This is a genomic window from Ihubacter sp. rT4E-8, from assembly GCF_049852125.1.
Lineage (GTDB): Bacteria > Bacillota > Clostridia > Peptostreptococcales > Anaerovoracaceae > Senimuribacter.
On record NZ_CP187532.1, the window covers coordinates 2,819,441 to 2,843,911 of the forward strand.

35 protein-coding genes and 1 pseudogene are annotated in these 24,471 nt (G+C 46.6%); 13 read left to right on the forward strand and 23 right to left on the reverse strand.

Going from position 1 to position 24,471, the window contains the following annotated elements:
• Positions 1-8: 8 nt before the first annotated feature.
• The 7 genes and pseudogenes from ACPW7J_RS13940 to ACPW7J_RS13970 all read right to left on the reverse strand — a co-directional run bounded on the left by ACPW7J_RS13940 (position 9) and on the right by ACPW7J_RS13970 (position 4,299).
• Positions 9-209: a helix-turn-helix domain-containing protein gene (locus ACPW7J_RS13940; RefSeq protein WP_016315175.1), complete on the reverse strand. Its 201-nt coding sequence runs from the start codon at positions 207-209 to the stop codon at positions 9-11.
• 234 nt (positions 210-443) lie between these two features.
• Positions 444-566 (reverse strand): annotated as a pseudogene (locus tag ACPW7J_RS13945) (recombinase family protein); the annotation flags it as partial.
• 103 nt (positions 567-669) lie between these two features.
• On the reverse strand, positions 670-936 hold the full coding sequence (locus tag ACPW7J_RS13950) for a hypothetical protein (protein WP_425755570.1): 267 nt from the start codon (positions 934-936) through the stop codon (positions 670-672).
• 82 nt (positions 937-1,018) lie between these two features.
• A complete protein-coding gene (locus ACPW7J_RS13955; RefSeq protein ID WP_425755572.1) occupies positions 1,019-1,447 on the reverse strand; it encodes a sigma factor-like helix-turn-helix DNA-binding protein in 429 nt (142 codons plus the stop codon).
• Between the two features lie 94 nt (positions 1,448-1,541).
• Positions 1,542-2,051 carry a sigma-70 family RNA polymerase sigma factor gene (locus ACPW7J_RS13960; RefSeq protein WP_425755574.1) on the reverse strand — a complete coding sequence of 170 codons (510 nt, stop codon included), beginning with the start codon at positions 2,049-2,051 and terminating at the stop codon, positions 1,542-1,544.
• A gap of 448 nt (positions 2,052-2,499) precedes the next feature.
• The gene (locus tag ACPW7J_RS13965; RefSeq protein WP_425755575.1) at positions 2,500-3,381 is read right to left on the reverse strand and encodes a radical SAM protein; all 882 of its coding nucleotides are present in this window, start codon (positions 3,379-3,381) and stop codon (positions 2,500-2,502) included.
• An 18-nt stretch (positions 3,382-3,399) separates the two neighbouring features.
• Entirely contained in the window at positions 3,400-4,299 is a 900-nt protein-coding gene (locus ACPW7J_RS13970; protein ID WP_425755576.1) for a B12-binding domain-containing radical SAM protein, read from the reverse strand.
• A 150-nt stretch (positions 4,300-4,449) separates the two neighbouring features.
• Here ACPW7J_RS13970 and ACPW7J_RS13975 point away from each other — a divergent pair, with 150 nt between their 5' ends.
• Positions 4,450-4,779 (forward strand): winged helix-turn-helix transcriptional regulator, encoded by a 330-nt coding sequence (locus ACPW7J_RS13975; RefSeq protein ID WP_160220844.1) that lies wholly within the window; start codon positions 4,450-4,452, stop codon positions 4,777-4,779.
• 265 nt (positions 4,780-5,044) lie between these two features.
• Here the strand turns inward: ACPW7J_RS13975 and ACPW7J_RS13980 are convergent, their stop codons facing one another.
• The 16 genes from ACPW7J_RS13980 to ACPW7J_RS14055 all read right to left on the reverse strand — a co-directional run bounded on the left by ACPW7J_RS13980 (position 5,045) and on the right by ACPW7J_RS14055 (position 14,546).
• Complete coding sequence (locus ACPW7J_RS13980) at positions 5,045-6,337, reverse strand: hypothetical protein (protein ID WP_425755579.1); 1,293 nt, start codon at positions 6,335-6,337, stop codon at positions 5,045-5,047.
• Between the two features lie 112 nt (positions 6,338-6,449).
• The gene (locus ACPW7J_RS13985) at positions 6,450-6,821 is read right to left on the reverse strand and encodes a TnpV protein (protein WP_425755581.1); all 372 of its coding nucleotides are present in this window, start codon (positions 6,819-6,821) and stop codon (positions 6,450-6,452) included.
• Complete coding sequence (locus ACPW7J_RS13990; protein ID WP_425755583.1) at positions 6,805-6,957, reverse strand: hypothetical protein; 153 nt, start codon at positions 6,955-6,957, stop codon at positions 6,805-6,807. Before ACPW7J_RS13990 ends, ACPW7J_RS13985 begins: the two co-directional genes overlap by 17 nt.
• Positions 6,958-6,959: 2 nt before the next feature.
• Complete coding sequence (locus ACPW7J_RS13995; protein ID WP_424960478.1) at positions 6,960-7,094, reverse strand: hypothetical protein; 135 nt, start codon at positions 7,092-7,094, stop codon at positions 6,960-6,962.
• Positions 7,095-7,227: 133 nt separating this feature from the next.
• On the reverse strand, positions 7,228-9,012 hold the full coding sequence (locus ACPW7J_RS14000) for a hypothetical protein (protein ID WP_425755585.1): 1,785 nt from the start codon (positions 9,010-9,012) through the stop codon (positions 7,228-7,230).
• 114 nt (positions 9,013-9,126) lie between these two features.
• On the reverse strand, positions 9,127-9,276 hold the full coding sequence (locus ACPW7J_RS14005; RefSeq protein ID WP_425755587.1) for a hypothetical protein: 150 nt from the start codon (positions 9,274-9,276) through the stop codon (positions 9,127-9,129).
• A gap of 60 nt (positions 9,277-9,336) precedes the next feature.
• Complete coding sequence (locus tag ACPW7J_RS14010) at positions 9,337-10,083, reverse strand: SHOCT domain-containing protein (RefSeq protein ID WP_425755589.1); 747 nt, start codon at positions 10,081-10,083, stop codon at positions 9,337-9,339.
• Positions 10,084-10,255: 172 nt separating this feature from the next.
• Positions 10,256-10,390 carry a hypothetical protein gene (locus tag ACPW7J_RS14015; protein WP_424960478.1) on the reverse strand — a complete coding sequence of 45 codons (135 nt, stop codon included), beginning with the start codon at positions 10,388-10,390 and terminating at the stop codon, positions 10,256-10,258.
• Between the two features lie 62 nt (positions 10,391-10,452).
• The gene (locus ACPW7J_RS14020) at positions 10,453-11,016 is read right to left on the reverse strand and encodes a phage tail assembly chaperone (RefSeq protein ID WP_425755591.1); all 564 of its coding nucleotides are present in this window, start codon (positions 11,014-11,016) and stop codon (positions 10,453-10,455) included.
• A gap of 90 nt (positions 11,017-11,106) precedes the next feature.
• Positions 11,107-11,559: a hypothetical protein gene (locus ACPW7J_RS14025; RefSeq protein ID WP_161875469.1), complete on the reverse strand. Its 453-nt coding sequence runs from the start codon at positions 11,557-11,559 to the stop codon at positions 11,107-11,109.
• A gap of 32 nt (positions 11,560-11,591) precedes the next feature.
• Positions 11,592-11,732: a hypothetical protein gene (locus ACPW7J_RS14030; protein ID WP_425755593.1), complete on the reverse strand. Its 141-nt coding sequence runs from the start codon at positions 11,730-11,732 to the stop codon at positions 11,592-11,594.
• Positions 11,690-12,970, reverse strand: coding sequence for a phage tail sheath subtilisin-like domain-containing protein (locus ACPW7J_RS14035; RefSeq protein WP_425755595.1), 1,281 nt, complete (start codon positions 12,968-12,970; stop codon positions 11,690-11,692). Before ACPW7J_RS14035 ends, ACPW7J_RS14030 begins: the two co-directional genes overlap by 43 nt.
• Entirely contained in the window at positions 12,971-13,150 is a 180-nt protein-coding gene (locus ACPW7J_RS14040) for a hypothetical protein (RefSeq protein WP_161875467.1), read from the reverse strand. It abuts the gene before it with no gap.
• Positions 13,151-13,153: 3 nt separating this feature from the next.
• The gene (locus ACPW7J_RS14045) at positions 13,154-13,837 is read right to left on the reverse strand and encodes a hypothetical protein (RefSeq protein ID WP_425755597.1); all 684 of its coding nucleotides are present in this window, start codon (positions 13,835-13,837) and stop codon (positions 13,154-13,156) included.
• Positions 13,838-13,864: 27 nt separating this feature from the next.
• Entirely contained in the window at positions 13,865-14,053 is a 189-nt protein-coding gene (locus tag ACPW7J_RS14050) for a hypothetical protein (RefSeq protein ID WP_425755599.1), read from the reverse strand.
• 85 nt (positions 14,054-14,138) lie between these two features.
• Positions 14,139-14,546: a hypothetical protein gene (locus ACPW7J_RS14055; protein WP_161875465.1), complete on the reverse strand. Its 408-nt coding sequence runs from the start codon at positions 14,544-14,546 to the stop codon at positions 14,139-14,141.
• 226 nt (positions 14,547-14,772) lie between these two features.
• Between ACPW7J_RS14055 and ACPW7J_RS14060 the strand changes: the two genes are divergently transcribed.
• The 12 genes from ACPW7J_RS14060 (at position 14,773) to ACPW7J_RS14115 (ending at position 24,466) form a co-directional block, all read left to right on the forward strand.
• Positions 14,773-15,099, forward strand: a complete 327-nt coding sequence (locus ACPW7J_RS14060) for a helix-turn-helix domain-containing protein (protein ID WP_425755601.1) — start codon at positions 14,773-14,775, stop codon at positions 15,097-15,099.
• A 27-nt stretch (positions 15,100-15,126) separates the two neighbouring features.
• The gene (locus ACPW7J_RS14065) at positions 15,127-15,579 is read left to right on the forward strand and encodes an ImmA/IrrE family metallo-endopeptidase (protein ID WP_161875463.1); all 453 of its coding nucleotides are present in this window, start codon (positions 15,127-15,129) and stop codon (positions 15,577-15,579) included.
• 3 nt (positions 15,580-15,582) lie between these two features.
• Complete coding sequence (locus ACPW7J_RS14070; protein WP_161875462.1) at positions 15,583-15,807, forward strand: hypothetical protein; 225 nt, start codon at positions 15,583-15,585, stop codon at positions 15,805-15,807.
• A 730-nt stretch (positions 15,808-16,537) separates the two neighbouring features.
• Entirely contained in the window at positions 16,538-17,059 is a 522-nt protein-coding gene (locus tag ACPW7J_RS14075) for a DUF5720 family protein (protein WP_425755604.1), read from the forward strand.
• Between the two features lie 29 nt (positions 17,060-17,088).
• Positions 17,089-17,946 (forward strand): DUF6017 domain-containing protein, encoded by an 858-nt coding sequence (locus ACPW7J_RS14080; protein WP_425755605.1) that lies wholly within the window; start codon positions 17,089-17,091, stop codon positions 17,944-17,946.
• A 77-nt stretch (positions 17,947-18,023) separates the two neighbouring features.
• Positions 18,024-19,004: a DUF3991 domain-containing protein gene (locus ACPW7J_RS14085; protein WP_425755607.1), complete on the forward strand. Its 981-nt coding sequence runs from the start codon at positions 18,024-18,026 to the stop codon at positions 19,002-19,004.
• Positions 19,005-19,017: 13 nt separating this feature from the next.
• Positions 19,018-19,242: a hypothetical protein gene (locus ACPW7J_RS14090; RefSeq protein WP_425755609.1), complete on the forward strand. Its 225-nt coding sequence runs from the start codon at positions 19,018-19,020 to the stop codon at positions 19,240-19,242.
• Between the two features lie 32 nt (positions 19,243-19,274).
• The gene (locus ACPW7J_RS14095; protein ID WP_425755611.1) at positions 19,275-19,568 is read left to right on the forward strand and encodes a helix-turn-helix domain-containing protein; all 294 of its coding nucleotides are present in this window, start codon (positions 19,275-19,277) and stop codon (positions 19,566-19,568) included.
• Positions 19,558-20,460 carry a hypothetical protein gene (locus ACPW7J_RS14100; RefSeq protein WP_425755613.1) on the forward strand — a complete coding sequence of 301 codons (903 nt, stop codon included), beginning with the start codon at positions 19,558-19,560 and terminating at the stop codon, positions 20,458-20,460. The genes ACPW7J_RS14095 and ACPW7J_RS14100 overlap by 11 nt, the downstream gene beginning before the upstream one ends.
• Positions 20,461-20,489: 29 nt before the next feature.
• Complete coding sequence (locus ACPW7J_RS14105) at positions 20,490-22,520, forward strand: LPD1 domain-containing protein (protein ID WP_425755615.1); 2,031 nt, start codon at positions 20,490-20,492, stop codon at positions 22,518-22,520.
• 12 nt (positions 22,521-22,532) lie between these two features.
• Complete coding sequence (locus ACPW7J_RS14110; protein ID WP_425755617.1) at positions 22,533-23,357, forward strand: hypothetical protein; 825 nt, start codon at positions 22,533-22,535, stop codon at positions 23,355-23,357.
• Entirely contained in the window at positions 23,354-24,466 is a 1,113-nt protein-coding gene (locus ACPW7J_RS14115) for a DUF3846 domain-containing protein (RefSeq protein WP_425755619.1), read from the forward strand. Before ACPW7J_RS14110 ends, ACPW7J_RS14115 begins: the two co-directional genes overlap by 4 nt.
• The last annotated feature ends 5 nt before the right edge of the window (positions 24,467-24,471 follow it).

The following is a 24,471-nucleotide window of genomic DNA, read 5'->3' on the forward strand; positions in this document are numbered from 1 at the left end:
CGTAAATGCTATTTTTTATATTCTACAATATCTCCGAAATCCGCATCCAGGACCTCACATATTTTTTCAAGTACCATCATAGTTACTTCTTGATCTTTTCTCATCCGGGTAACCGTGTTCGGCGCGATGTCAGCAGCTCTACGCATTTCGGCAACGCTCATATTCTTATCTATCAACAACTTCCATAATCTGTTATATGAAATCGACATGACCGTCCTCCAACGCTAAAACTGCAACGGGTATTACTCGGTACATTATGAACTATAAATAGCCAGTAAAAATTATACCACGATTTTATGCTCATTACAACAGTTTTTCGCAATTTGTTGCGAATTTACATTCGAGCAAACACAAGAAAGGTCACCCTGCTAATTTTGCATGGCGACCTTATGTTCAGTCCTCAGATGAAAGACAGGACTATAAAAATTGAAGTCCTGCTTTTTTCGGCGAAAATATCCTTGACAAATGCCGTCTTGGTTGGTAATGCTGTTGCTCTCCCCTTGCAGCATATCGTCACGGCTAAGCCTGCAATAGAGGGCAGTAACTTTTTCTGACTGTCTGTTCAAAATAAACTCCTTTCTGACAGTCGGATATGATGTTTGTAGTGATGCTATTCTACCATATCTGCCGTCTTACTTCAACGCTTTAAAGCGCGAATTAAAAATATTTTTATACCTCTGTATCTAATATCCGATTAAATTTGGTTATCATATCTTTCCTATATTCTATATTGAAGTGGGAACAGACAACATAATAAATACCATCAATCTCCTTTACAAAATCCAAATCTTTTGGTTTTGAAATTTGCTCGAAGAAAGCAAGTCGCTTCTCCTTCGGCATATCTGCAAGCATATCGTAAATGTTGTTGATTGCTTCTCGAATAGCGGTATCTTCGGTAAATTGCTCCTTTGTTATTTCGTCTATATAGCTGTCCATATGCAATAATCCTCCCATGAAGAATAGAGTGAGAGAAAATATCCCTCACTCTATAGTCCTTGAAAAAGCTAAAAATTGCCTTCTAACGCTTAAAGTTTTTCAGCTTTTTACGCAGATGTTCCATCCTTGCGTAGATAGCTCCCGTTGTCAGACCGACAAGCAGTGAAATCTCTTTTGTGGAATACCCCTGCATTTTCAGCAGAACGATTTGTAGGGTACGTTTGTCCACCGCAAGCAATGCCCGATACAGATTTTCGTTTTCAATCTCGTCCAATAAATCTGTAACCGAATGTACCTCTGTCTGCCGTTCAGTGTCTGCCATTCCCTCAAGGTATTCTCCGATATCGTTTAGATAGCGGTAAAACCGTCTGGTTGCATTAAAATCCGCCCTGTCGTCTGTGCGGATTTTCTCAATAACCGCTTCATCAATGCCACACTCACGCAAAATCTTTTCTTCGGCTTCTTTCCAGATGCGCCATTTTCTGTCCTCACGTCCGTGGTTGTATGCCATCTTTATTTCCTCCAATCAAAACTGATTGAGAGGGCAGGCAAAAGCCCCCTCATTTTCCAAAAGGAAAAAACAAGGGGGGCTGAACGCCTTAAATTTAAACCTCCATTATCTTTCTCAGTTTTGCAAGGATTTTAGTTTTGCGTTTATTGACAACGCTCTGTGTTATGCCTAACCGCAACCCGACTTCCCGCTCGGAAAGTTCTTCAAAGAAGATTGCGTTTATCAATGCCTGCTCACCATTCGACAATAAAGACACGGCGGTTTTCAGCCTGTCCACCATTACCGCATGGACAACGATTTCCGCAACGTCCACCGCTTCATCCACAACGAAGTCAATCACATTTCCCTCACTGTCCGTAAATCCCTCCAATGCAAGCAGGCTGTGGTTTGTGTCAAGTTTTTTCAGATAACGCCACCGTTCTTTATCCTTGTAGAAATCTGCGTACTGTTCCCGCACGACTTCAAGCAGACAGCCCTGCACGGGAATAAACAGCTTGTCCATGTAACTCTGGTCGGCTTGCCTGCGGCAACAGAAATCCGTATAGGGCAGCTCCACATAACCGTCGTTCTCTTTGATATATACTTTTCTTGGTGCGTATTTCACTGTAAATACCCCCCATCTGAATTATTGAAATGCTAAAATCCAGACGGAGAGGGCGGGGAACGGCAACGAATATCAAATCCAGCCCTACGGCACAATCTGATAAAAAACGACAAAAGAAAAACCGCAAAGGCTCTGTGACCTTTACGGTTATAGGAGATACATATTCTGTTAAGCAGAGATTCTACTTCTGGTTTCATGGTGAAAAGTAGCGTTGCATGGGTAGGGATTTTTTTAACTGGCTTCCTGCCATTCCCCGATATGCTATGTATGGATAAAATCTGCGTTGCATGAGCAGATAGGTTACTGCCCGAAAAAAGAACATTAAAAAATCCCTCCAAACTTTAAAACAGGTCTGTAGAGTGTCTGTTAAGTCTTTTCGGGCGTAGCAAATCAGCCCACCAAAACACCGTTTTTTTATAATGGTGGGCTGTAACTTAAAATACAAGCCTTATCCCAAGGACTTCAAATTATTTCTATATTCCTGCATCCCCCTTTCGTCTGTGTTATCTAAAACAAATTGCAGTTCGTTTGTTACCTTTTCACGGTCATAGGGAAGATACGCCGTTACGGGCGTGAAATTAGATACCGTGTTCGCAAACAGGTGTGTGCGTATATTTAGGTTATTGATTAGGATTTGCAATTCACGGATACGCTCTTTTTCTTCGGCAGGTACAAACAAGCCCTGCTGTGCCATCTGGTAAAGCTCTGTGTCTGGAAAAAGCGTGAGAGAGTCCACGGAAATAAAATACGGATTAAGCTGACTGAACAGCTCTGCACTATTCCTTGCATTCTGGTATCCGCCGCCTTTTCCCGCAAGCCCTGTCATATAAACAAAGTAGTATTCAATGCCTGCTTCGTCCAATTTCCTGCATTGCTCCAGAATATCCGCCGAGGTATATCCTTTATTGGCAAGGGCAAGCGTTTCATCATCGCCGCTTTCCACACCGATGCTCAGTCCGTTAATGCCCATCGCCCTCAATTTCCTAAGCTGCCATACCTCTTTGTTTTCAATATCACGGATGCTCGCAAACATAGCCATTGTCTGACACTTAATCAGATAGTCCCTTACCGTCAACGCCCGCAGTTTAAGATTTTCATAGCTCATTGCAAACGGGTTAGCTCCCGTCCAGAAAATTCTTCGGGCGTTTGGCTGATAGCTTTTTATCTCTGCTAAATCTTCCTCAAATTCCTCAATGGGCGACATTCGGAAGCACTCATTTTTATACAGGCTACAAAACTTGCATTTGTTATAGGTGCAGCCAGAGGTAGCCTGTATGATGACCGAATGAGCTTCATACGGTGGTCGCCAAGTTCTGCCTGTAAAGTGCATGATTGCCCCTCCTTTCGCTTACAGATGATGAACGCTTTTTCTATACCGCTGTAATTCTTCTTCGCTGACATTTCCTATGATTTCATCGAGAAACGCCAACAGCTTTTTCCTGTCTTTCGGCAGTTGCCCATGAAACTGGTACGCATTGGAAGCTCCCATTGCCGCAAAGATGGTCGGTATCTGCAAATTTTCAATGAGCGTCCGTACCTCTTTGTATTTTTCAAGTTCGCCTTCCTCCTGCCAGTTCCCACGCTGTATTTCAGCATAAAGTTCAGAATCGGGATAAATCGTAAGCATATTTGCCCCGATAAGCGTAGGGTGTATCTGATTGCATATATCAGCCGTCAATTTTGCTCCGATTTCTCCACGACCTGCTCCAGAAATGCTCACCAAGTAAAAGAAACTGTAATGGATGCCTGCTGCATCTAATCTCTGACATTGCTCTATAATGTCCGCCGAGGTATATCCCTTGTTCGTAAACTTTAGGGCTTCGTCATCGCCTGTTTCTATTCCTATTGTCAGACCGTCATATCCCATAGCCCGCAGTTTGGCAAGTTCCTCATCGGTTTTAGGGGTAACATCTGTAATCCTCGCAAATGAGCCGATAGATGTAACTGACGGGAGATATTTGCGGATTAGCTCTGCAATCGCAGTTAATTTGTCATAAGACAAAACAAAGGGGTTAGCTCCCGTCAAAAATACTCGGTCAATACGCCCGCTGTTCCAACCTTTTGTTGTTCTTTTAACCTCCCGTAAATCTCTCTCAATATCCTCCAGAGGGGACATTTTGAATTTGAACGGCAAATCATTATACAAGGTACAAAACTTGCATTTATGATGCGTACAGCCTGCCGTTACTTCTAACAAAAGTGATGCCGCTTCATACGGCGGTCGCCAAATTGTTCCTGTGTAGTGCATAAACACATCTCCTTTTCTGTAGTCTATACTAATTATACTTTCGTACAATGATTTTACAAGTACTATACTTTTTTATAGTACCCATATTGAAAGGGTACATTGATTTTTGAGAAAAGGTGTGTTATACTGTCTTTGAAAGGAGTGGCAGGAATGAAAAAAAGTACATTGGCTGTTGAACGCTGCAAAACAGTTTCTACCATACAAAAAATCTTGGGCGGTAAATGGAAAATTGAAATCATCTATTACATCGCCTTTCGGGATATACACCGCTTTGGAGAGCTTCGCAGGCATATCGGTGACATTACGGAATCAAGCCTGACAAAGCAGCTTCGGGAACTGGAAGCCGACGGCTTCATTACCCGTTATGACTATAAAGAAGTACCTCCCCGTGTGGAGTATAACCTTACTGACTTAGGCAAAAGTTTCATTCCCGTTTTTGAACATATGAAACAATGGGGAGATGAAAACCTCAATGTATAAACAAAATTCCGTATAACCGCAAGCTATACGATGTTTTCTTAAAAAGCAAAGAACCGATGCACTGTGAGTTTATCTCTCACAAGGTCATCGGTTCTTTATGTTTCATGGGGTATTAGGGGCAAAAGCCCCTAATAAGCGAATTTGGATAACCAAATTCAGTGCTTGGTAAGACATAATGATTTTTTGCACACATAGAAAATTTATCTATAATGATAAAAAGCCGAGTGATTTTCACTACACAAAAATCACTCGGCTATATGTAAAATTATAATGTTGATGCAGAATTAATTATTATCGCTTCAGAAATGTATCTCATTAATGGAATTTCCATTAACAATTCTTGGCTATTATCAAAAGGTTTATATATACCTCGTTCGTTTGCTCGACCTTCGTTAGATTTACTGTGTACTAAAGCATTTCGTGTTTTATATATTCTGGCTGATAACTTTTTATAGAGCTTTTCATTTGAAATATCCCTTAAATCGATAGTGTCGCCTTTTGAAAAGCTGACTTCTGATGTTTTATAATAATCGACAATAGAACTATTGAATTCAGTCAAATCATTTATTAACTCTGAAATATCAACAAACTTTTTTAGAGTTAGTTCTAATGCTTCCAATTCAGAACCTTGAAATTCCTCTTTGCTTTGTCGTGTTTTCTTTTTAATTAGATCCACGATTTTAACGATATCTTTTGTTCTTTTTGAGGAGAAGCCAGGATGTTGAATAATATATTGTACACTTTTAAAAATATCCTCATTATAAACTTCTTCATAAAAGTGTTCCATTATATGATAAAAACCTATAAACTTTACAAAAGGGTCTTCTGAAGCCAATGCCATATAGTATTGTTCAACCAACTCTTCTTTATATGAAAGTTGCGGTGCCATAAGTTCCGCAACATTGTGGATTCTTCTTTTATTAAGGGGAGTTCTTTGTGGAAATAAATCATCAATTTCGGTTACAGCTTTAAAAACAAAATCAAAATTGTATGCAATATTAAATAGAAATGATTTTGCGTATCTTTGTAATTGCTCTCTGCTTTTAGCCGAATTTGATTCAATGTAAACTGCGAGCGGTAATCGAGTTATCATTTGTATTAAACTAAACAAATCTTTTTTAGATAAAGTCTCACATTTCCTGTCAAAAACAGAAGATGGAAATCTCATAAAAACTCTTTTAGTAATATCGTAGTCTTTAACAATATACCAAATCAGTTCTTCTGATACTTCGCAAAAAGAATACGAGATATTTGCATCTTCATCTCTAACTGTTAATTCTGACAATTTATCTTCAAAGCCCATCGAAAAAAGTCTTCTTGAATCAATATCTGGTAAATCAACAATTGATTCATAGGTATTTCCATCGCATATTGAATAACGTTTAAAATCGTAATGCTCTGCATTTTGTTTTAACTGATTAAAATCTTCTATTGTATATTGGTATTCTTGAGCTGCAATCGTATATATAATTTTGTTGTCATCATAGCCAAACAACAGCTTTCTTTTCCAAGGTTTTAAAATTTCAGAAATTTTCTGACAAAATTCAACCCAATCCACAATGATTCCTCTCCTTTGTTTATAATTTATTTCATTGTATCATATTTCTATGAATTTTTCTACCTCGCAGCTAACTAAAACGGCATCAGCTTCACACCAATGCCGTTATGTTTTATTGATATATTAGTTCATTTAAGATAAATTCTTCCGCTTGCTGCTGAATACAATTCATTTTTCTAACCCATTCCATAGGACTGGCAACCTTCAGCTGTTCAGTAATACCCTGTGTTGTTTTTAACTGTTTTACAACCTGACAAAGACGGTCCTGTGCTTGCTTGTCAATATCGGCAAGATATTGATTGAGTTTTCCGCTTGTTAGCAGATTGATATAAGTCAATTTGCAGTGCTCCAGTAAGTATCTCAAATGCCGTTGCCCATAAATTCCGATTTCAAAATTATCCGTGCTTGGCATTTCGAGATTAGGAATTAAATAATCTCTGCATTTGCGGTATGTACCGCCGAATTGTTCAAATAATGATTTCATTGTAGTTTCCTCCAGTATATTTAATTATTCCTACAAATTCATCATATCCAACCGTCTTTACAAATTCTTTAAAATGTCGGAAGGGACACTTCTTTATGTGAAGTGTCCCTTCTGCGCATACCGTCTTTTCATCCATCTCTATTCCTCTTGTTTTTTCCCAAAGCTACTGACTTTGACAGGCACAAAGCCTTCTTCCACGGCCAGAAGGTCCGATGCCATCATAAAGGTTCGTTCGCCGGGCAGCACCGGCTGCTGGCAGGTTCGAAGTCCCATCAAAATGCCCGGCTCTTTATTGTGATTCTGATAAGCGAAGTGAAGCCACTGCGCCAGTCCGCTTATCTTGATGAGTTTTTTGCGTATTCCTCACTGCTGATTTCCTCCATTTTAATTTGTACTACTATCACACTTATAATCCTGCGCCTCCTGTTGCTGGCGTATTGGCAAACTGTCCCCTGAATGCTGCGTTAAATACGCCTGCGATTTCTTCGCTGATAGCTTCCTTGTTCTCTCGAATGGTTTCGACCAGGGACTGTCCATCCTTCGCCTCAATTTTGATTTCTACACCGCCGACTTCTACTGCAATCGGCATGCTGCTGCCGCCTCCGCTAAGACCTCCGATACTGCCGCCTACGATACCGCCTGCCGCGAAGCCCTTTGGTGAAAAGCCCGGCGCCTGCAGATAGCTGCCCACCTGGTTGAACAGCTCCATCGCTCTCTTTCTTCTGTGTCTGCCCAGAGGAATAATGGCCTCCGGCGTTCCTTCTTCCGCCACGGTAATCAGCTGCGCACCGCCGTGAACATAACCGCCGTCAGCAAAAGCTGGAGCGATAATGCCGCCGCGATAGGCTTCACGAGGGTGATTCGCCCATCCTTTGCGAGAATCAGAAAAACTCTTATTCCCATAAATTTGTGCATCCACTTTTACCCATAAAGACTTTGGAATTCCAAAATCTTCTGCCGTCACCTGAATCTGATTTCTAATGCTCTTTTGACCAAATACTTCTACATCCATTGGGGCATTTAATACAGAATAGTCTGGTACATAGGCTCCACCATATATCGGCTCAGTTCCTGTCCCCGTATTAAAAGAACTTTGAACTTGATCTGCTACTGCCTTAAATTCACTGACAAGTGTAGCGGGTGCTGCAATTATATTTCCAACCATTTCAGACTCTAATGGTGATCTTCCATCATCTGCATATTTGCTTGCTGATTTTTCATCAAAAGCATGCTTATCTGCGATTTTATCATCAGCAAATATACCGCCGATTTTTCCAAACAGATATCCAAGACCTCCACCTAAAGCAGTCCCTACTCCGGGTAAAATCATGCTACCGATAATTGCTCCCGCAGTAGTTCCACCAAAAGAAAAGCCACCATTAACTATATCATGAATTCTATCATAATCATTTTCACTGGTAATTCCATCATAAAGGGTTGTTGCGCCGTCTACAAGTCCGTAAGCCGTGAGCATTGCTCCTCCTGTCGTTGCAAGACCAAGACCAGCCGAAAGGGTTCCGGCTTCCGCTGCCGCAGGAATATTACTGATGGCAGTTGATGCAGCTTGCCCGATTCTGGTAGTTGCCATACGCTCCATTCCTTTTGTCAATAATTTACTCTTTCCCATCAGCTGTGTTGACTTTTCGACTAGATTTGGTAACTGTCCTGTTGCGGCTTCTCCATAGGCTTTCACTGGTTTAAATTCTTTAAGATTCTTAAATGCACTAAAAATATTGACTGTATTTGCAAAACTTCTCAGGCCTTCATACGTAGTTCCCAGAGGTTCTTTCTGAAATCTTTGTTCTAAACTCTGTGGCTGCTGATATCCGGGTAACATCCTACCTCCACCTTTCACCGTCGGCAATTGAAGCTGTATTCCCAGCGACCATTTGGTCATAAGCCGATTCAACCTTTCCTCTAATCCCTGTATCGTATCAATCGCTTCTCCTGTATTTGCTATAATTTTGATCTGATATGGGGTTTGTGTCAGCTTTATTACCCGCTCCTCAATCTTTGTAATCACATTGCTTACCTTATCATTCACATACATTTCAAAACAGCAGCTTACGTTCGCATACTTTTGCATGCGGTTTTCAGTTTGCTTCAAATACTCCAATCCCTGATTACTTAAGTTTTTTAACTGCGTCAATCTTTTATCCATCTGCTTCTCAATCTGCTCCAGATTCTTCATTGACTTTTCATCATAACATGCAATTACATATTTTTTTTGCCATGATAACCTCCTTTTTAACAAAACAAAAAACACCTCTGCAGGTGTCTTTTATGTTCCTAGCTTTTTACTATTTTATAGTGCAAGTACAAGTAAATATACCATGCTTCCTATCGTAAGTACTGTTGTTGCCAAAGCAATCCACATTGCAATATCGCCCCAAATTTTCAATATTTTATATTTTTTGTCCAATTTATCTAATTGCTCTTTTTCAATCTTCCACATAATTCTCTCCCTTGCTTTCAAGAAAAACATCCACCACGCATGATTTTATTGTCGAGTGTTCTATGGAAGTTCATCTACAATTCCATAATGATAAAGTATTAAATGTATGAAAATTATAGCAACTGGTAGCTGTATTATCGCCCCTACCGTAAACGTCACCGCTCTAATCACAATCGCTTTTTTATCATTGCTCTGCACTGCCTTATCGAACTTTTTCTCATAGGTATAGGTCGGTTCTTCCGGAATGTCTTCAAAATAGTCCGTACATGTCTCCGCGGGGTTTAGCAACCTATCTTTTTGCGCTTGAAATTCCGCCTGCGTCATAACTCCCTCATCAGTCAATTTCTTCAGCTTTGCGAGTTCATCCGCTACACTTCCGGAAAAGTTTGCGCCTTGCGTTTGCTCTTGATTCTTCTGCTGAATGATCGGTATAATTTCTGCCAGTCCCTTCTGAACACCAACCGCATCACCCTTCAACACCTCTACATTCGGCTCCCACTTTGTCGCATCAATTACAACACTTTGCCCTGCCGCCGTAACATTATGAAGATCTTTATAGTCAATCGACCTGACGATTTCTCCTGTCAAACGCTTCTGCCCTATAATCAACCTTCTATTGGTAAATACATATGCAAAATTACCGTCTGTCATCATTCTAACATTATTCTGCAGCCCCTGAAAGCAGAATACCGCATACTCATCCGGCTGCAAATGTTTTGCCACAAGATAAAAGTGAGCTTTTTCATAAAACAAATCATTTGCAAAGCAAAACTGCCACATTTCTTCTGCCGTCCGCATTTTTCTCATCTCACTCACCGCTCCTTTCCCACGTCTGTACCAATATCAGTCTTTCGCTATGCCTATTATATCATACTTTTCTAGATCTTTTGCATATAAATAGGTTAAAACATTTCTAAAACTTCTTTCTAACGCAAAAAGACGGCGACCCCTTCTGCGCATACCGTCTTTTCATCCATCTCTATTCCTCTTGTTTTTTCCCAAAGCTACTGACTTTGACAGGCACAAAGCCTTCTTCCACGGCCAGAAGGTCCGATGCCATCATAAAGGTTCGTTCGCCGGGCAGCACCGGCTGCTGGCAGGTTCGAAGTCCCATCAGAATGCCCGGCTCTTTATTGTGATTCTGATAAGCGAAGTGAAGCCACTGCGCCAGTCCGCTTATCTTGATGAGTTTTTTACGTATTCCTCTTCACTGAGTTCTTCTTCGCCATCCGCAACATTACTAATATTGATAATCAAGTCAACCAACTGATTTTTTTCACCAGCCATCAAAAGAGAATTGATAGATTCTACCGGTTTCAAATGCCCTAATTTTTTCAGGACTGATGGATTTCCCCAAATTTTTTCTCTATCATCCTCTATAGTCCCTAAATAAATAAGCCATGAGTTAAATAAGTTGGTATCCATTTCTCCTCTAATTCTTGGTAGTTTTTTCCCTTGCGGATTCTCATAATACTTAGACGCTTTTTTCGAAGCGAAAGAAATATCTTCCTCAGAAACCGGATGCACATGCACAGTAAAGTACAGCTTTCCCTTTCTCCGGATTTCTACCTCTTTCACCATTTCAGGCGCTTGCTGATACTCTGCCGCTTCTAAAAGCGAGCGCACCAGGTCGTACTCGTCCTCCTTCTCAATCCTCTCCGCTGCCTTCGCGGGAATTTCTGGATCATCGACCGGTGTAATATATGCGCTTCTCATCGTCTCCTGTGTGTTATTTTCCATCTTTCTTTTTTTCCTTTCGTATATTTTCCTAGCGGAAGACGGATGCCGCGCCGGCAGCCGCCCTCCCGCATATAGCCAATTAAGCCTCGATTATTCGCCCTTGATCCACTCTGGCGTGGAATTGATTCTGTAAGACTGATTTCTCTTGATGATTTCACCCGGCGTCAACGTCATCAAATCAAATTCTCCATCCGGAATACAGTCCTCGATCGTAAGCTTCTGCTGCGTTCCGTCCGGCTTGTTGGCGCTGGCTCTAAATGTGAAGCTGATGTTTTTGCCACTCTTTGCAGCCTCCAGCAGCGGCTCCATAATCAGATCGTCTCTAACCACCGCCTCTGTAAAGGTCAGCGTATAGGATACGTCTGCAGGCACACTGAACTTCTGGTAAGAGCCTACCGGCTGATAATCCAGATTCGTATAATTTGCTTTAACAGAATAAGTGTCAATTTCCAAAAGCTCCTCTGAAACGCCGTTCACATCAATAAACAGCTTTCCGTCCTTACCGGTCATAAGATTTTTTACAAGTGTTTTCTGATTCAACATATTTCTCCCCTTTCGTAATTTCCCATAAATTTTTATGCAGTCTGCACATTGCTGAATCTATAGTGCAGATAGATTTTTTCCAGCGTGTCGATATCATCCGCTTCCACGATAAACCACGCACTGTCACTGGTCAGCGGATTAGACCCGTCCAGTGTAAAGCTGCCGCCCGGCATGATTTTCTTCTCGCCTGCCATGTCGTTGAGAAGGCGCATACCGCTCTGCAGTACGTCAGCAATGCCGTCGCTGTCGCAGCTGACCTTTCCAATTTTTTTTCCATCATGACATGAAGCCTGCGCATCAGTTCATTTCTAACCTTGGTTCGCTTCAGCTTCTTCCAGCCCGCGTCCTGACTTTCATCAAGATCTACCAGTGTCGTTACGCCGGAGTCAAACCAGACCTGGCCGTCCGCGCTTCTGGAAAGCAACACAAGACCGTTCCTGATAGCCTCCTCATACTGTGCGCTGGTAAAACGCTCTGTCACATCCCCCGTGCCTCTCAGGCTTTTATGTACGATGCTCTGATTCGCCGGCGTCGCGGCAACCGCGCCTGCCAGATGGGCCGCCGCGAAAATCGCTGGCGCCGCGATACCAGTCAGATCGGTGTAAGTATTGCCGATCATGGCAATCTGTCCGTGATTCTTTGCCGCCGATTCTGCCATCCTGTCCGTCAACGGCTTCGTCATATTCGCGCTCATGACCGCAATAGGGAATTTACCGGTTTTCACCACCTCCTCCACATAAGCCGCCAAGACGTTCTGCACGCCTTCAGCGTTAGTATCGCAGCAGAGGACATTATAGTAGTACGGTTCCAAAGCCTGAAAGGCCTCCAGATAATCGTCCGCGGTCACACTTCCATCCGCGCCGCCGCTGAGAGCCGTTTCAAATTCCTCTACTGCGCCGGTCTTACCCTGCTCTGCTGTCACATACGCGCTTGCTTTCAGCGCCTCTGCCAGCGCTGCCGCTTCACCTGTACCGCCCGCAGTGAAAGTATAGACTTCCTTTACTTTACCGTCTACGATAATCAAGCATTGCTTCTGCTTCCCGCCAGGCAGCGCCAGTACCTTTACCTTAATCGGACGGCTGCCCTCATACTTTGCGGTAAGAACCACGTTATCCCCCTGCGTCAGGGAAGCCTTCGCGCCGCCCGTACCTGCTCTGTACATATAAATTGTATTTACACCCTCGGCAAACATGATTTCTGCCATGGCTGTACCGTCGCAGTCTCCGTAAGCTTCAGCCACTTCAGCCGCGCTGCTGAATGCGCGCGCCTGACCGCAAGGCCCCCATGACGCCTTTACAGCCAACGCGACAATTCCGTCAACCGCGCCGGCTTCCTTTTCTCCCCGGTTTGAATAGCGATAATACACATCCGGCCTTACTTTCATTTCTCCCTCTCTAAAAATCTGTGCCATTTACTTTACCTCCTTTTGTTTAAATGCCGCAATTACCTTTCTTGCTTCTTCCTCTGTATACGTCGCCTGTCCCGCTGTCAAAAGCGCGGCCCTTACCATTGCCGGGCTGCTTTCGAATACCTCCGCGGCCTCTGCCAGCTGGTCCACGGTATATACATTCTTACTGTTTTTGTGTCTCATTCTCTACTCCCTTTCTCTCATCGCCACTGATACATGCTGCAGCTTTTCACCGGCGTTATTCACAGCGATTACCGGATATACCGCTTCCAAGGCAAGCTGACCCGCCTGCACCGGATCGCGCGACAGATCCAGCCCCTGCATATCGCCAATGATAACGAAACCATCCTCATTCTCCACACGGCCTTCCGCAAGCAGCGCGCGCTCAATCAAAAGCGCCATAGCATCCGCTTCAGCGCCACGGCCGGGAATCACAATGTGACAGTGCACCAGCGCGCTGCGCCACATAACGCCTTTACCGCCGGTAAGGCTCTCACACTTCCCCGTTTTCACAAGACGCCAGTAGACCGCCGGTTTCTGCTCCGTAGGACGAAACGCCTGCGGCAGCGAACCATCACCCGGGTCAATCAAATAGATCGGCCTGCCAATCACCTCCGGCAGATGCCCTTTGCTCCAAACACCCAACAGCGCCGCCGGACTTTCCGGCAAAACCCCCTGGTCAGGGTATTCAATAAGCGCAAAAGTTATGACTGTCCGCCTCGTCATTTCATCGCGGGCTGCCGCCTCGCTTACACCCGCCCATCGCGCCGACACAACACGCCCCCCGCCGTTGAAGAACCAGCCGTCCAGTCTTTCCCTCACCGCGTCCATCAAAGGGTATCCGTCGCGGCTGTCTCTATCTGTCGCCACTTCTACGGTAAGCGTGCTTTTGCCCTCTCACTGAAAATCCTCCCGCATATTCAGCCGCAGAAGCAGTTGACTGTAATGGTTCTGACTTTCCCAACCGGCGTCTGTATTTTCCGGGGCAAGGTTCTGAAAAATCGCCGCCTTGCCATCGTACCGCGCGAGATATGCCGTCAGCTCTGTACTGTTCTGCAAATGCTCCAGTATCGTGTCTGTTATCATAGTTCCCTCCTTTCCCGTGAATGTCTTCCCTTCACTGTACACATCTTAACACGGTTCCGGGGTACGGATGCACAGTCTTCTGGCTTTACACCAGATCCAGTTCATCTGCCACCAGCTTGATAAAATCTCCCTGCCAGCTTCCCGCCGCGTTGCGGTGGCATGGGATTCTCATGGCCGCCCCTTCTATGGTGTGGGATTGCTTCCAATAAACTAAATCGATAATCTTCAGACGCTCATCCGCGTTGTCCGGGTGCTTCAGCCTCGTCTTCAGAATTGCGTTAGTAACAGCGTCATACTTTCGCTGTTTCTTCGGCGGCAGATCGTGAATAACACAATCCTGCGTCGGATTGCCTATTTTTCCGCCGCCTCCTCCCGCCTCAAAAGAAATGCTCATCCTCTGCTCCAACGGTTTCTTCATCTCCTTTTCTAACTGCGGATATTCCCTGATAATCGACTTCACATACGACCAGTACGGTTCCTTCGCCTTTCCCATTGTTGTAACCTCCTTTTGATATTTCTTGCATTTTTCGCAAGTATCGTGATAAAAAAATTAATTTCTGCGGATAGCTTGCGTTTTATGCAAGTGTTTGTGTGTCTTCACCTTAGCATAAGAACATACGTTTGTCAATAGGGTTTTTGAAATTTTTTTGCATAAAATGCAAGATTTTGCGGTTGCAATAGGCGAACATATGTGCTAAAATTTTTTCAGGAGGTGGCTCATGAGTCTTTCGAATACCTTAAAAGAACTCCGCAAAGCCCGCGGGTATACTTTGCTGGATATCGCCAAAAAAATGAACGTATCAGAAGCGACTGTTCAGCGCTGGGAGTCCGGCAATATCAAAAATATGAAGTACGACAACATCGTCAAGCTGGCCCGGCTTCTCAATGTGCATCCTGCTGCCCTGATGGGATGGCAGGAAGATACGCCGCAGGAGGTACATACCATTGCAGCGCACCATGACGGACTCGACTGGACAGAAGAAGAACTGGATGAAATAGAAGAATTTAAAAGATACGTTCTTTCTAAACGCAAGAATAATACCTGATACTACCTGCAAAAAGAGGTGATTTAGATGAGCAAATATGAAGACCTGTTGATGGAATATGAGGATAAGCTTCTCATAGAGGAACGCAACATGAAGAACGAAGGCCTCTATGGCGACAACGTAGCCTGGATTAACAAGAATCTTCCTTCACGGCGCAAAACCTGTATTCTGGCAGAGGAAATCGGCCATTATGAAACCTCCGTCGGCGATATCCTCGACCAACATAGTCTGGACAGCGCTAAACAGGAGCGCGCTGCCAGAGGCTGGGCCTTTAACAAGCTGATCCCTCTTGACGATATAAAAGACGCCTATCGAAAAGGATATCGCGAATACTACGAAATGGCTGAATTTCTCGATATTGACGAGGAATTCCTCAGAGATTCTGTCGCTTACTACGAATCAAAGTACGGCGACCTCTGGCAAGAAGAAAAAGAAGCGCGCCTTATCGACGCGCTTATGAGAGGACGTACTACCGGATAGACAATGGACTACGAATATATAAAGGTTATCTTGATGGATCTGCCTGTGAAAATTGACGGCCAAACCATATATTGCGGGAACGATACTTACATCATTCTGATTAACGCCCGGCTTAATAACGAAAGGCAACGTCAAATCTATGACAGAGAGGTCCAATACATCAACGATGGAAAACTGAATATGATGCTGCGCGCCGAAGATCTGCAGCAAAACGATTTCGCGTGCTGACAGAAGGCCTCCGGAAAATTTCCCGGAGGCCTTCTCATTTTTTTAATATACTGTTTGGGGTCAACGCTGTCCTTCAATACAGCAACTACATCCGTAACCGAAAAATACCATTCTTCCTATTCCTCGTCCCAAGTAGTGTGGATTTTTCTATCCTCAAATAGTTGAATCTTATCACTTTCCCTGATAATGGTTCATCAAGCAAATAGATTATAATCTGCTTGCTCCGAGGTTTTAACAATATTAGTAAAGCATATTTTTTAAAAACTGAAAAATAAAAAAGCTGAAAGCTTGAAATTTTCCAGGCTTTCAGTCTTGTTACTGGTATCCCCGGCGGGAATCGAACCCACAACTATGCTTTAGGAGTATGGCATGTCAACTGATTCAACATACTGTACCATAACTTCCAATTCGCAAAAAACCTTGAAACCACGGGCTTTTTCGGACGTTCCTACTACGCAAAAGTGCTACCGCATACCACGCGGTTTTTGCTAATTCTGAACCGTCCAATTAGCAAGCTATTAGCAAATCCCTTGGGCTGGCCGGGGAACCATTCTCCCTGTTTAAGTTCATAGACTGCCGTCATTATATCTTTGGAATGGCACTGTGTCAAGCACGGAAATCTACTTGAACAGTCTGAAAATATATTTTAATAGTCTATCCCTAACGCCATAGGCATTCAAAATCCTATGGCGTTTTATTATACCCATTTTTACAAAGAAAGGAGCCACACATGGAACTGAACGAAATGGAAAAAAAGATGCTCTTTCAGGTCGAAGGAGACTGTCAGGCAAAGATTCTGAATGAGCTTTACATGACCGTGCGCTACTCAAACAATTCCGAACTGCGGGAGACAGCGGAAAGCCTTATGGCAAAGGTGCGTGTCCTGTCGGATCGTGAGTGCATGGATTTGGTGCGGGACATTCAGAAAAATTACCGGCTGCCCCACCCGCCCCGAACCATTGGGGAAAGGATCGCCGAGGCCAGGCAGCAGTCCGGCGCAGAGAAATTAAAGGGACATGACATTATGGGGCTGGAACGGTTTGACCCGGAGGTAAAGCACATGATCGTCTTTGATGTGCTGTCCTATGATTCCCCTGTTGGGGATAAGGGCGATAAGATGCGCCTGTTTCTTACGGAGGCCGGCTATCAGAAATTCTTAGCGAGCCAGGAACGGGGCGAAGTCAAACTGAAAAACCATGCGAAGGTCTCAGGCGGACATCTCCATTATGACCGCAGGGACCGCGCTTTGTAACGGAATAACCGAAGAAAGGAGGCTGTGAAATGGCTGTATTCCGTGTAGAGAAAACGAAGGACTTTACGGTTATGAGCAATCACCACTTGCGCAATACGGAACTGTCCTTAAAGGCGAAGGGGCTTCTTTCCCTTATGCTGTCGCTGCCGGAAGATTGGGATTATACCACAAAGGGGCTGGCCCACATTTGCAGGGATGGCGTGGATTCCATTACCACCGCCCTGAAGGAGCTGGAACGGCACGGGTATCTCACCAGGCAGCGCCTCCGCTATGAAAACGGACAGCTCGGCGATATTGAGTACACGATACATGAAAAGCCTGTAACCGGCGTAAAACAAGGTGTTTCACCTAAACGGGAAAATCCAAGACAGGTAAATCCAAGACAGGCAAAACCTGAACAGGCGGAACCTGAACAGGAAAATCCCGCACAATTAAATACTAATCCACAAAGAACTAAAAAATCAAAAACGGATATATCAAGGACACATCAATCAATCTATCCGGCAGGGCGTCAAGATGGGATTGATAGGATGGATATGGCAGAGGCATACCGTGAAATTATCAAAGAGAATGTTGAGTATGACTTTCTGGTTCCCCGCTATGGGAGGAAACGCATGGACGAGACTGTGGAGCTTATGCTGGAAACGGTGCTGTCAAGACGGCCATATATCCGCATTGCCGGAGATGACTTCCCACGGGAGGTTGTCAGGAGCCGGTTCTTAAAGATCAATTCCGGCCACTTGGAGTATGTTTTTGACTGTATCGACAAGAACGTTACGAAGGTCAACAATATCAAGGCTTATCTGCTGGCGGCGCTGTATAACGCCCCGGCAACGATGGATAGCTATTACCGTGCGGAGGTCAACCATGACCTGTACGGCTGTTAGGCGCTTTCGGGCGTCTTTTTTCATATCATCACAGGAAGGAGGCGAAGCACGATGAAACGAAAATCTGTGCCGGCACCATGCCCGGTGTAACCAAAGAGCAGATTCAGACGGCACGGGAGGCAGACCTGTTCGCCTATCTGCAATCCCATGAGCCCGGCGTGCTCAAACGGGACGGTCCCAATTACCGGCACAAGGAGCATGACAGCCTGGTCTATGTGACCGGGAAACGGTACTGGTACTGGAACAGCCGGGGCCGGAGTATCAACGCCCTGGATTACCTGATCCAGATTCGGGGCTATGGTCTGGTGGATGCGGTTCAAACACTGGCAGGCGGAGAAATCCGGCAGATGCCGGCTTACCAAAGCGCGTCAACAAAGCAGGCGCGGAAAGAGCCGGAAAAGAAACCGTTTACGCTGCCTTGGGCCAGACGGTGCGCTACCGCCGCAGTCTCGTATTTACAGCGGCGCGGGATCAGCTCGAATGTGATCAGCCGGTGTTTTCGGAACGGGCTTTTCTATGAAGCCCGGTATCATGGCGAACCGGTCTGTGTGTTTGTCGGTAAGGACAACGCGGGGAAAGCGAAGTTTGCCTGTATGCGCAGTATCACCGGCAATCTCAGAAAGGATGTTTACGGCAGCGACAAAGAATTTAGCTTCTGCTACCCGCCGCGGAATCCGGGCAGCCGCCATGTGGCCGTTTTTGAGGCCCCCATTGATGCCCTTTCCCATGCCACGCTGCAAGAGCTTGAAGGCTGGAAATGGGATGGCTACCGCTTATCCCTGGGAGGCACTTCCCATGTGGCGCTGACCGCATTTCTGGAACGCCACCCGGAAATAAAGCGTGTCACGCTTTACATGGACAATGATTTTGGCGGCCTTACCAATGCCCGGAAAATCAAAGCCATGCTCCATGAGGATCAGCGTTTTAAGCATATCCGGGTAGGCATCAACCCGCCCCGCGTCGGAAAGGACTATAACGAAAAGCTGCTATATACCAGGGAACAGATCAGGGACCGCCAACTACAATGCCGCCAGAAACAGGCGGCAGTTTCAATTTAAGGGGGATTTTGGTATGAATGAAGCACAGCAGATTTGCTTTACGGACAGCGCGGGAAGGGCGCTGTTTTCGATTCCTGATAATGGCCTTCTCTGTCTGCACTATGGGAATGGAGACCGGCATTTTTCTCTTTGCCGGCGTCTGGATCAGACCCATGCGGAGATTGACGGCGTGAGATATTCCCTTCGGGAATTTTCCCGGAGGATGGAACACAACAAAATCAGTTTTGCCCCGGCTTAACAGCGGGGTCAGAATAACAGGAGGTTTTCACTATGACGAAAACAGAAAATACCGCTTTGCAGATGATCGCCGAGGCCGCCCGGTGCCCGGAATATGGCCCCGATATGGTTAAGGCTCTGATGAAAAAATTGGATATGAACGAAAAGGGCTTTGCGCTTCTGATGAACGTTACGCCCTCCACTGTCCGGCTCTGGACCAGCGGCGCCGTTCAGCCCAGCGGTACGGCAAAACGCCTGATGCAGATTTATGAGACCGGGCCGGAAATTGTGAGCAAGATTGCCGGCGTACAACACCCGGCAGATGGGAGGAACTTGATTGAACAATGAACCGCTTCCGCAGATTCATTTGATCCGCGACACGGACCTTATTACATTTGCTTATGAGCTCCATATCTTTGCGGGCGACTTCCTGCGGGAATCAGAATTTAATATCCATTCCCTGGTGACAAATACCAGGGTGGATTCGGTTGCCATTATGGGGAAAAACCACATGTGGCTGTCGGATGCCCTGCACGCCTACTGTTCCACGGCAGACCTCCACCAGATGATCTTTACAACGGAATATATCGGGGCAAGGGCTTTCCTGTTCCACACGGACCGGAAAGAGGATGGCCGCCTGTACGGTGATGTTATGATGCTGGACTTAGATACGCTGCGCCAGGACGTGAAAAGAAATACCCTCTCCCCTTATGGTGTTGACGTATATCGCCCAAATGGACGCATGGAAACAGTCAGCCTTGAAAAATGGCACTCTATGGAGCTCTACGAAAAAGACGCCTTGAAAAGCTGGGGGTTCTGCTACAGGCCGGAGCAGGTCACAGAATGGCAGCACCACTATTCCGGCATGTTCAGCCAGTGGAAGGAGCAGGCGTTTTCCTACATGGCTCAGGATTTGGAGGAACTTCTGAACATCGGCTATATGGAGGCGGCACAGAATCCCGATACAGACATGTACCGCATACCGCTGGGGACGGCCCGGCAGATGCTTCTTTATGATGAAGCGCCGGTTTACCGGCTTCTCCCTTCCGGCCCGGAAAAGATACCCCCTATTGCGGCGGTCCGGGCAGGCTTATGGTATGAGAATTATCGGGAATTTGCCGTTACCCCGGAGGATTTGGGTGCGGTAGATGCCCTGGTACGCAGGGAAACGGACCGGCTCGCAGGAAACCGCCCGAAACTTCATCAATCAGAGAAAAACCGTTCCACGCCGGAACGGTAAATTTTTGCACAGACTGGAGGTGATAACGTTTGGCAGAAAATTTACAGCATGAGGATTTTGGGGAAAAGATCGGAGGCGCGAAAAAAGACCTCTGGAAAGACCGCGGCCTATATGTGGATGACCTGGGCGGCATGAATGAGCGGGAGGCAGAGAAATTCGTCAAGAAGGATAATGTCTGGAGGAAACCGGACTATCAGGCCATGCTTGACGATGGCGTTCCCCTCGGTGTTGTCTACTTCATCAAAAAAGCGCGGGACAGCCTGGGGGCTTCTCCCCAGTACCGGTACAGTGACAAGACCCCGGAGCTTAAGCGTGCCAGACAGGAGGAATATATTGAGACCGTCCGGCAGCTACAGGCCGTGATTGAGGATGTGCGCACACTGGATGACGCCATGCAAGCCTATGACCGCTTTCTGATACAGAATGGATATGTGGAGCAGGTGCAGGGCTGGGCCAGCGGAACCCATTACCGCGCTACGAAGAAAGCTCTGGATAACCCGGTCATTACCAATAAGCTGGTGCAGACCTTACATATCCGCTCGGCTTCCCACTTTGACCGGGATTTTACGCAGAAGGCGCAGCAGGAACAGTTTGGCGTTTCCAAAGACCAGAAGGTGCCAAAGGGCTACGCGATCCACTTCAATGACGGAAAAAACACCTATTCCAGAAATAACGACTGGAAACCCGGCACTTATTATGTGACGAAGGGCTATTCCATTTTGCAGACAAACTTTGAATCCCGTGAGGCAGCCCTGAAATGGGTACAGGATTTTGCCCGGCAGCGGAGCAAAGGCGGGAAGGTCCGGTTTACCCCTCCGCAGCTTGCGCATGTGAGAAGGACCGGGCCGGACTACCGGAGCGGCCAGAAGATCACCGGGCAGCATTATCTTGATACTTTCGGCTTCCGGGGCGGCGAGTTTGGAAACTGGATGAACCAGAATGACCGGCAGGCGTCCCTGAACATGGGGTTTGAAGCACTGAAAGACCTGGCGGCTGCTTTACAGATCAGCGACCAGGATATTGCCTTTGGTGGCACGCTTGCTATCGCTTTCGGTGCCAGAGGCAGCGGCAACGCCGCGGCCCATTATGAACCGCTCCGCAAGGTCATCAACCTTACGAAGATGCACGGTGCCGGTTCCCTGGCGCATGAATGGTGGCACGGCTTTGACGATTATCTGGGGGCAAAGATGGGCGCAAAAGGGATGCTCTCAGAGCAGCCCCGCCTTTACCCATTGTTTCAAAAGCTCGTTAATACCATGAAGTACAAACCGGAGACGCCGGAACAGGCGACAAAACGCACCGAGGCACAGAATAGCCGGACAAAGAAAAACGCGGCAAGCTGGCTGGATTCGGCGGTGCTTGGCTCCTTGAAACGGCATGGGGATGAAAGAACACTGGAACAGTATGCAGCATTAAAGGACGCATTTCTGTCCGGGGAAGTCGGTTCCGTGGATAAGATCAGCGCCTTAAAGAAATCCGTCAGCGGCCATGTGATCCCAAAAAGTGAGCGTGACCGTCTGGAAATGTTTGAGCGGATGCTTCACGGGATGCAGGAGCAGGAAACCCCGCAGATCGGGCGGACAGAGACCGACTACTACCGCAATTCTGTGCGGATGGGAAAGGAATGTGAAAAAGACGGCGGTTATTGGGACAGCAACACAGAAATGACAGCCAGGGCTTTTGCTTGTTATATCAAGGATAAGCTGCCCTATGCCTCTGATTATCTGGCCGGTCATGCGGATTGCGCGGTGGCTCTTGTTATGAATAAATCCGGGGAAACAGAGGTTTTGAAAGCCTATCCCCAGGGTGAGGAACGCAGAGCGATCAACGCGGTGTTTGACGAGATCGTGGCGAATTTGAAATTACAGCACACCCTTACCCATGCGGAAACAACGCTGCCTCTTGCGGTGCAGGCTGTACCGTTGGCTGAAAATGAGCAAATTTCGATCTTTACGATGGAACGCCCTTCGGTGATCGGACAGCTTGCGGCGGCAAGGCCGGCAGAAAAAAGTACGCCGGCGCAGGCGGCTCCCAAGAAATCCCACGCGCCGGAAATTTAAGGAGGTGAAACATTGGAAGAAAACAAGGATTATGAGGTTTATCGTTTCGACTATCTGACAGAAGGCAGCGAACTTAAGCTGGACCACAGCGTCTATTGCAAGGATGTGGATATTTCTTCTCTGATTACGCAGAGCGCGGATGCACTGGAGGCATTGCGTCAGGACAGTATGGACGGCGAGCAGAAATCTCTTGCAATCGTGCAGGCGGCGGCAAAACAATGGGAACAGCAGGCGGCAGAGACGCAGAAATTGAACCGTGCGCTGGAATATCTGCGGACCCCGGAGGTTGCGCATACCGGAAATGAATGGCGAAAAACCGGTAACTGGCGGGATGCCGAGGAAATCAGCAACCGTGTCTATAAGATGACTTGCAGCGTTTGGGAAGATACCAAATATGACCGGGAAACGAAACAAAGTGTTCCGGTTGCCTGGTATGTGACCTGGGATGTGTATGTGAATTCCCCGAAGCAGGGATATGGCGAGAAAATTGCTGGGCAGAACCAGAAGCGTTACACCGACAAGGCCGCCGCTATGAAATATCTGGAGGGGCGCAAGAAAGCCTACTCCCACCTGTTTACAGAAATCTCCCCGCAGATTCCGAAAGAATATGAACGCCACTTTACCGTCAATGGTGCCCTCCTTCCCGGTTATACCGTGGAGGGTCAGGAGCCGGTCAAGGCAGAGCACACCGCCGCCGAGGTTTCGGAGGGCGGTATTTCTTTGCCCGAAAAGACGGGAAAGCCTTCCGTGCTGGGGAAACTGGCGGCAGCAAAATCCCAGGAGAAAGCACCCGCTGCTCCTGCGGCAACAAAAAAGAAGGAGGATATGCAGTTATGAACGTGTTAATGGTGGAGCCTGGAAAAGTCCCCTATGCGGTGGATATTGGCGAAGGTCTGGAGGCATTGCAGGCCGCTGTCGGCGGGGACATTCAGGCTGTTTACCCTTACGATGACCCGGTTGCCCTGATCTGTAACGAAGAAGGCAAATATGTGGGGCTTCCCCTGAACCGTGCTCTCCGTGATGATGAGGGCAATATCTATGACATTATTGCAGGGAATTTCTTTCTCTGTGGACTTGGTGAAGAAAATTTCGCTGACCTTCCCGCAGACCTTATGGAGAAATACCGGCAGCAGTTTGAGCACCCGGAGCAGTTTGTCCGCATTGCCGGGAAAATCCTGGCGGTCAGGCAGCCGGTCCCTTCCTCTGAAGAACAGGAGGCACAGCGGGCGCAAATGGCCGCACAGGAGGCGCAGCGGGAAGAAATGCGGCTGGACGATTCCACGGACCTGGCCTTTGACCTGGATGTGTTCCTGCGGCAGTACAGTGGCGCTTATGCGGATATGCACCCCGATTTCTATGAGGAAAAAGAGCGCATGGCGGACGAACTCCTTTCCGGGCAGACCGGAAAGATACGCATGAGGATGGCAACCGTCATTCAGGAGGAATATCTGGACGGCGAGGCCGGGTCGCTGCTGGATCGCATTGCCGCCTATGAAAAGGAATACGGGATCAGCGCCTACTCCATTTACCAGCTTGATTTATCGGACAGCACCGACGACCTGCGCTTTATGTCTCTTGGCTGGCTGGAAAAGAAAGGGCTCCCGGTTGACAGGGATAATTACCAAATGGTCTATGCGGCAGAACTTTCGCCCGGCGAAACACTGGAAGATATTTATACCCGCTTTAACATCGACCACCCGGAGGATTTTAAGGGCCATTCCCTTTCTGTCTCTGATGTGGTAGTGCTCCACGAAAAGGGCAGCGACACCGCCTACTATGTAGACAGCATTGGATTTAAGGAGCTGCCAAATTTCTTTGGCGGCACCCGGCAGCCGGAGGCAAAGCGGGATGTGTCGCTGCGGGAGCAGCTTGACGACGCAAAGAAACAGGCGGCAAAAGCGGAACCTAAGACGCCGGAGAAAAAGAAAGAACCGGAAAGGAGCTGATGGCT

Excerpts from the sequence above, each read along its gene's own strand:
- ACPW7J_RS13940 (WP_016315175.1), bottom strand. The coding sequence starts at position 209 with ATGTCGATTTCATATAACAGATTATGGAAGTTGTTGATAGATAAGAAT.
- ACPW7J_RS13950 (WP_425755570.1), bottom strand. The coding sequence starts at position 936 with ATGGACAGCTATATAGACGAAATAACAAAGGAGCAATTTACCGAAGAT.
- ACPW7J_RS13955 (WP_425755572.1), bottom strand. The coding sequence starts at position 1,447 with ATGGCATACAACCACGGACGTGAGGACAGAAAATGGCGCATCTGGAAA.
- ACPW7J_RS13965 (WP_425755575.1), bottom strand. The coding sequence starts at position 3,381 with ATGCACTTTACAGGCAGAACTTGGCGACCACCGTATGAAGCTCATTCG.
- ACPW7J_RS13970 (WP_425755576.1), bottom strand. The coding sequence starts at position 4,299 with ATGCACTACACAGGAACAATTTGGCGACCGCCGTATGAAGCGGCATCA.
- ACPW7J_RS13975 (WP_160220844.1), top strand. The coding sequence starts at position 4,450 with ATGAAAAAAAGTACATTGGCTGTTGAACGCTGCAAAACAGTTTCTACC.
- ACPW7J_RS13985 (WP_425755581.1), bottom strand. The coding sequence starts at position 6,821 with ATGAAATCATTATTTGAACAATTCGGCGGTACATACCGCAAATGCAGA.
- ACPW7J_RS13990 (WP_425755583.1), bottom strand. The coding sequence starts at position 6,957 with ATGGATGAAAAGACGGTATGCGCAGAAGGGACACTTCACATAAAGAAG.
- ACPW7J_RS13995 (WP_424960478.1), bottom strand. The coding sequence starts at position 7,094 with ATGGGACTTCGAACCTGCCAGCAGCCGGTGCTGCCCGGCGAACGAACC.
- ACPW7J_RS14000 (WP_425755585.1), bottom strand. The coding sequence starts at position 9,012 with ATGAAGAATCTGGAGCAGATTGAGAAGCAGATGGATAAAAGATTGACG.
- ACPW7J_RS14005 (WP_425755587.1), bottom strand. The coding sequence starts at position 9,276 with ATGTGGAAGATTGAAAAAGAGCAATTAGATAAATTGGACAAAAAATAT.
- ACPW7J_RS14010 (WP_425755589.1), bottom strand. The coding sequence starts at position 10,083 with ATGAGAAAAATGCGGACGGCAGAAGAAATGTGGCAGTTTTGCTTTGCA.
- ACPW7J_RS14015 (WP_424960478.1), bottom strand. The coding sequence starts at position 10,390 with ATGGGACTTCGAACCTGCCAGCAGCCGGTGCTGCCCGGCGAACGAACC.
- ACPW7J_RS14020 (WP_425755591.1), bottom strand. The coding sequence starts at position 11,016 with ATGGAAAATAACACACAGGAGACGATGAGAAGCGCATATATTACACCG.
- ACPW7J_RS14025 (WP_161875469.1), bottom strand. The coding sequence starts at position 11,559 with ATGTTGAATCAGAAAACACTTGTAAAAAATCTTATGACCGGTAAGGAC.
- ACPW7J_RS14030 (WP_425755593.1), bottom strand. The coding sequence starts at position 11,732 with ATGCCGGGCGGCAGCTTTACACTGGACGGGTCTAATCCGCTGACCAGT.
- ACPW7J_RS14035 (WP_425755595.1), bottom strand. The coding sequence starts at position 12,970 with ATGGCACAGATTTTTAGAGAGGGAGAAATGAAAGTAAGGCCGGATGTG.
- ACPW7J_RS14040 (WP_161875467.1), bottom strand. The coding sequence starts at position 13,150 with ATGAGACACAAAAACAGTAAGAATGTATATACCGTGGACCAGCTGGCA.
- ACPW7J_RS14050 (WP_425755599.1), bottom strand. The coding sequence starts at position 14,053 with ATGATAACAGACACGATACTGGAGCATTTGCAGAACAGTACAGAGCTG.
- ACPW7J_RS14055 (WP_161875465.1), bottom strand. The coding sequence starts at position 14,546 with ATGGGAAAGGCGAAGGAACCGTACTGGTCGTATGTGAAGTCGATTATC.
- ACPW7J_RS14060 (WP_425755601.1), top strand. The coding sequence starts at position 14,773 with ATGAGTCTTTCGAATACCTTAAAAGAACTCCGCAAAGCCCGCGGGTAT.
- ACPW7J_RS14065 (WP_161875463.1), top strand. The coding sequence starts at position 15,127 with ATGAGCAAATATGAAGACCTGTTGATGGAATATGAGGATAAGCTTCTC.
- ACPW7J_RS14070 (WP_161875462.1), top strand. The coding sequence starts at position 15,583 with ATGGACTACGAATATATAAAGGTTATCTTGATGGATCTGCCTGTGAAA.
- ACPW7J_RS14075 (WP_425755604.1), top strand. The coding sequence starts at position 16,538 with ATGGAACTGAACGAAATGGAAAAAAAGATGCTCTTTCAGGTCGAAGGA.
- ACPW7J_RS14080 (WP_425755605.1), top strand. The coding sequence starts at position 17,089 with ATGGCTGTATTCCGTGTAGAGAAAACGAAGGACTTTACGGTTATGAGC.
- ACPW7J_RS14085 (WP_425755607.1), top strand. The coding sequence starts at position 18,024 with ATGCCCGGTGTAACCAAAGAGCAGATTCAGACGGCACGGGAGGCAGAC.
- ACPW7J_RS14090 (WP_425755609.1), top strand. The coding sequence starts at position 19,018 with ATGAATGAAGCACAGCAGATTTGCTTTACGGACAGCGCGGGAAGGGCG.
- ACPW7J_RS14095 (WP_425755611.1), top strand. The coding sequence starts at position 19,275 with ATGACGAAAACAGAAAATACCGCTTTGCAGATGATCGCCGAGGCCGCC.
- ACPW7J_RS14115 (WP_425755619.1), top strand. The coding sequence starts at position 23,354 with ATGAACGTGTTAATGGTGGAGCCTGGAAAAGTCCCCTATGCGGTGGAT.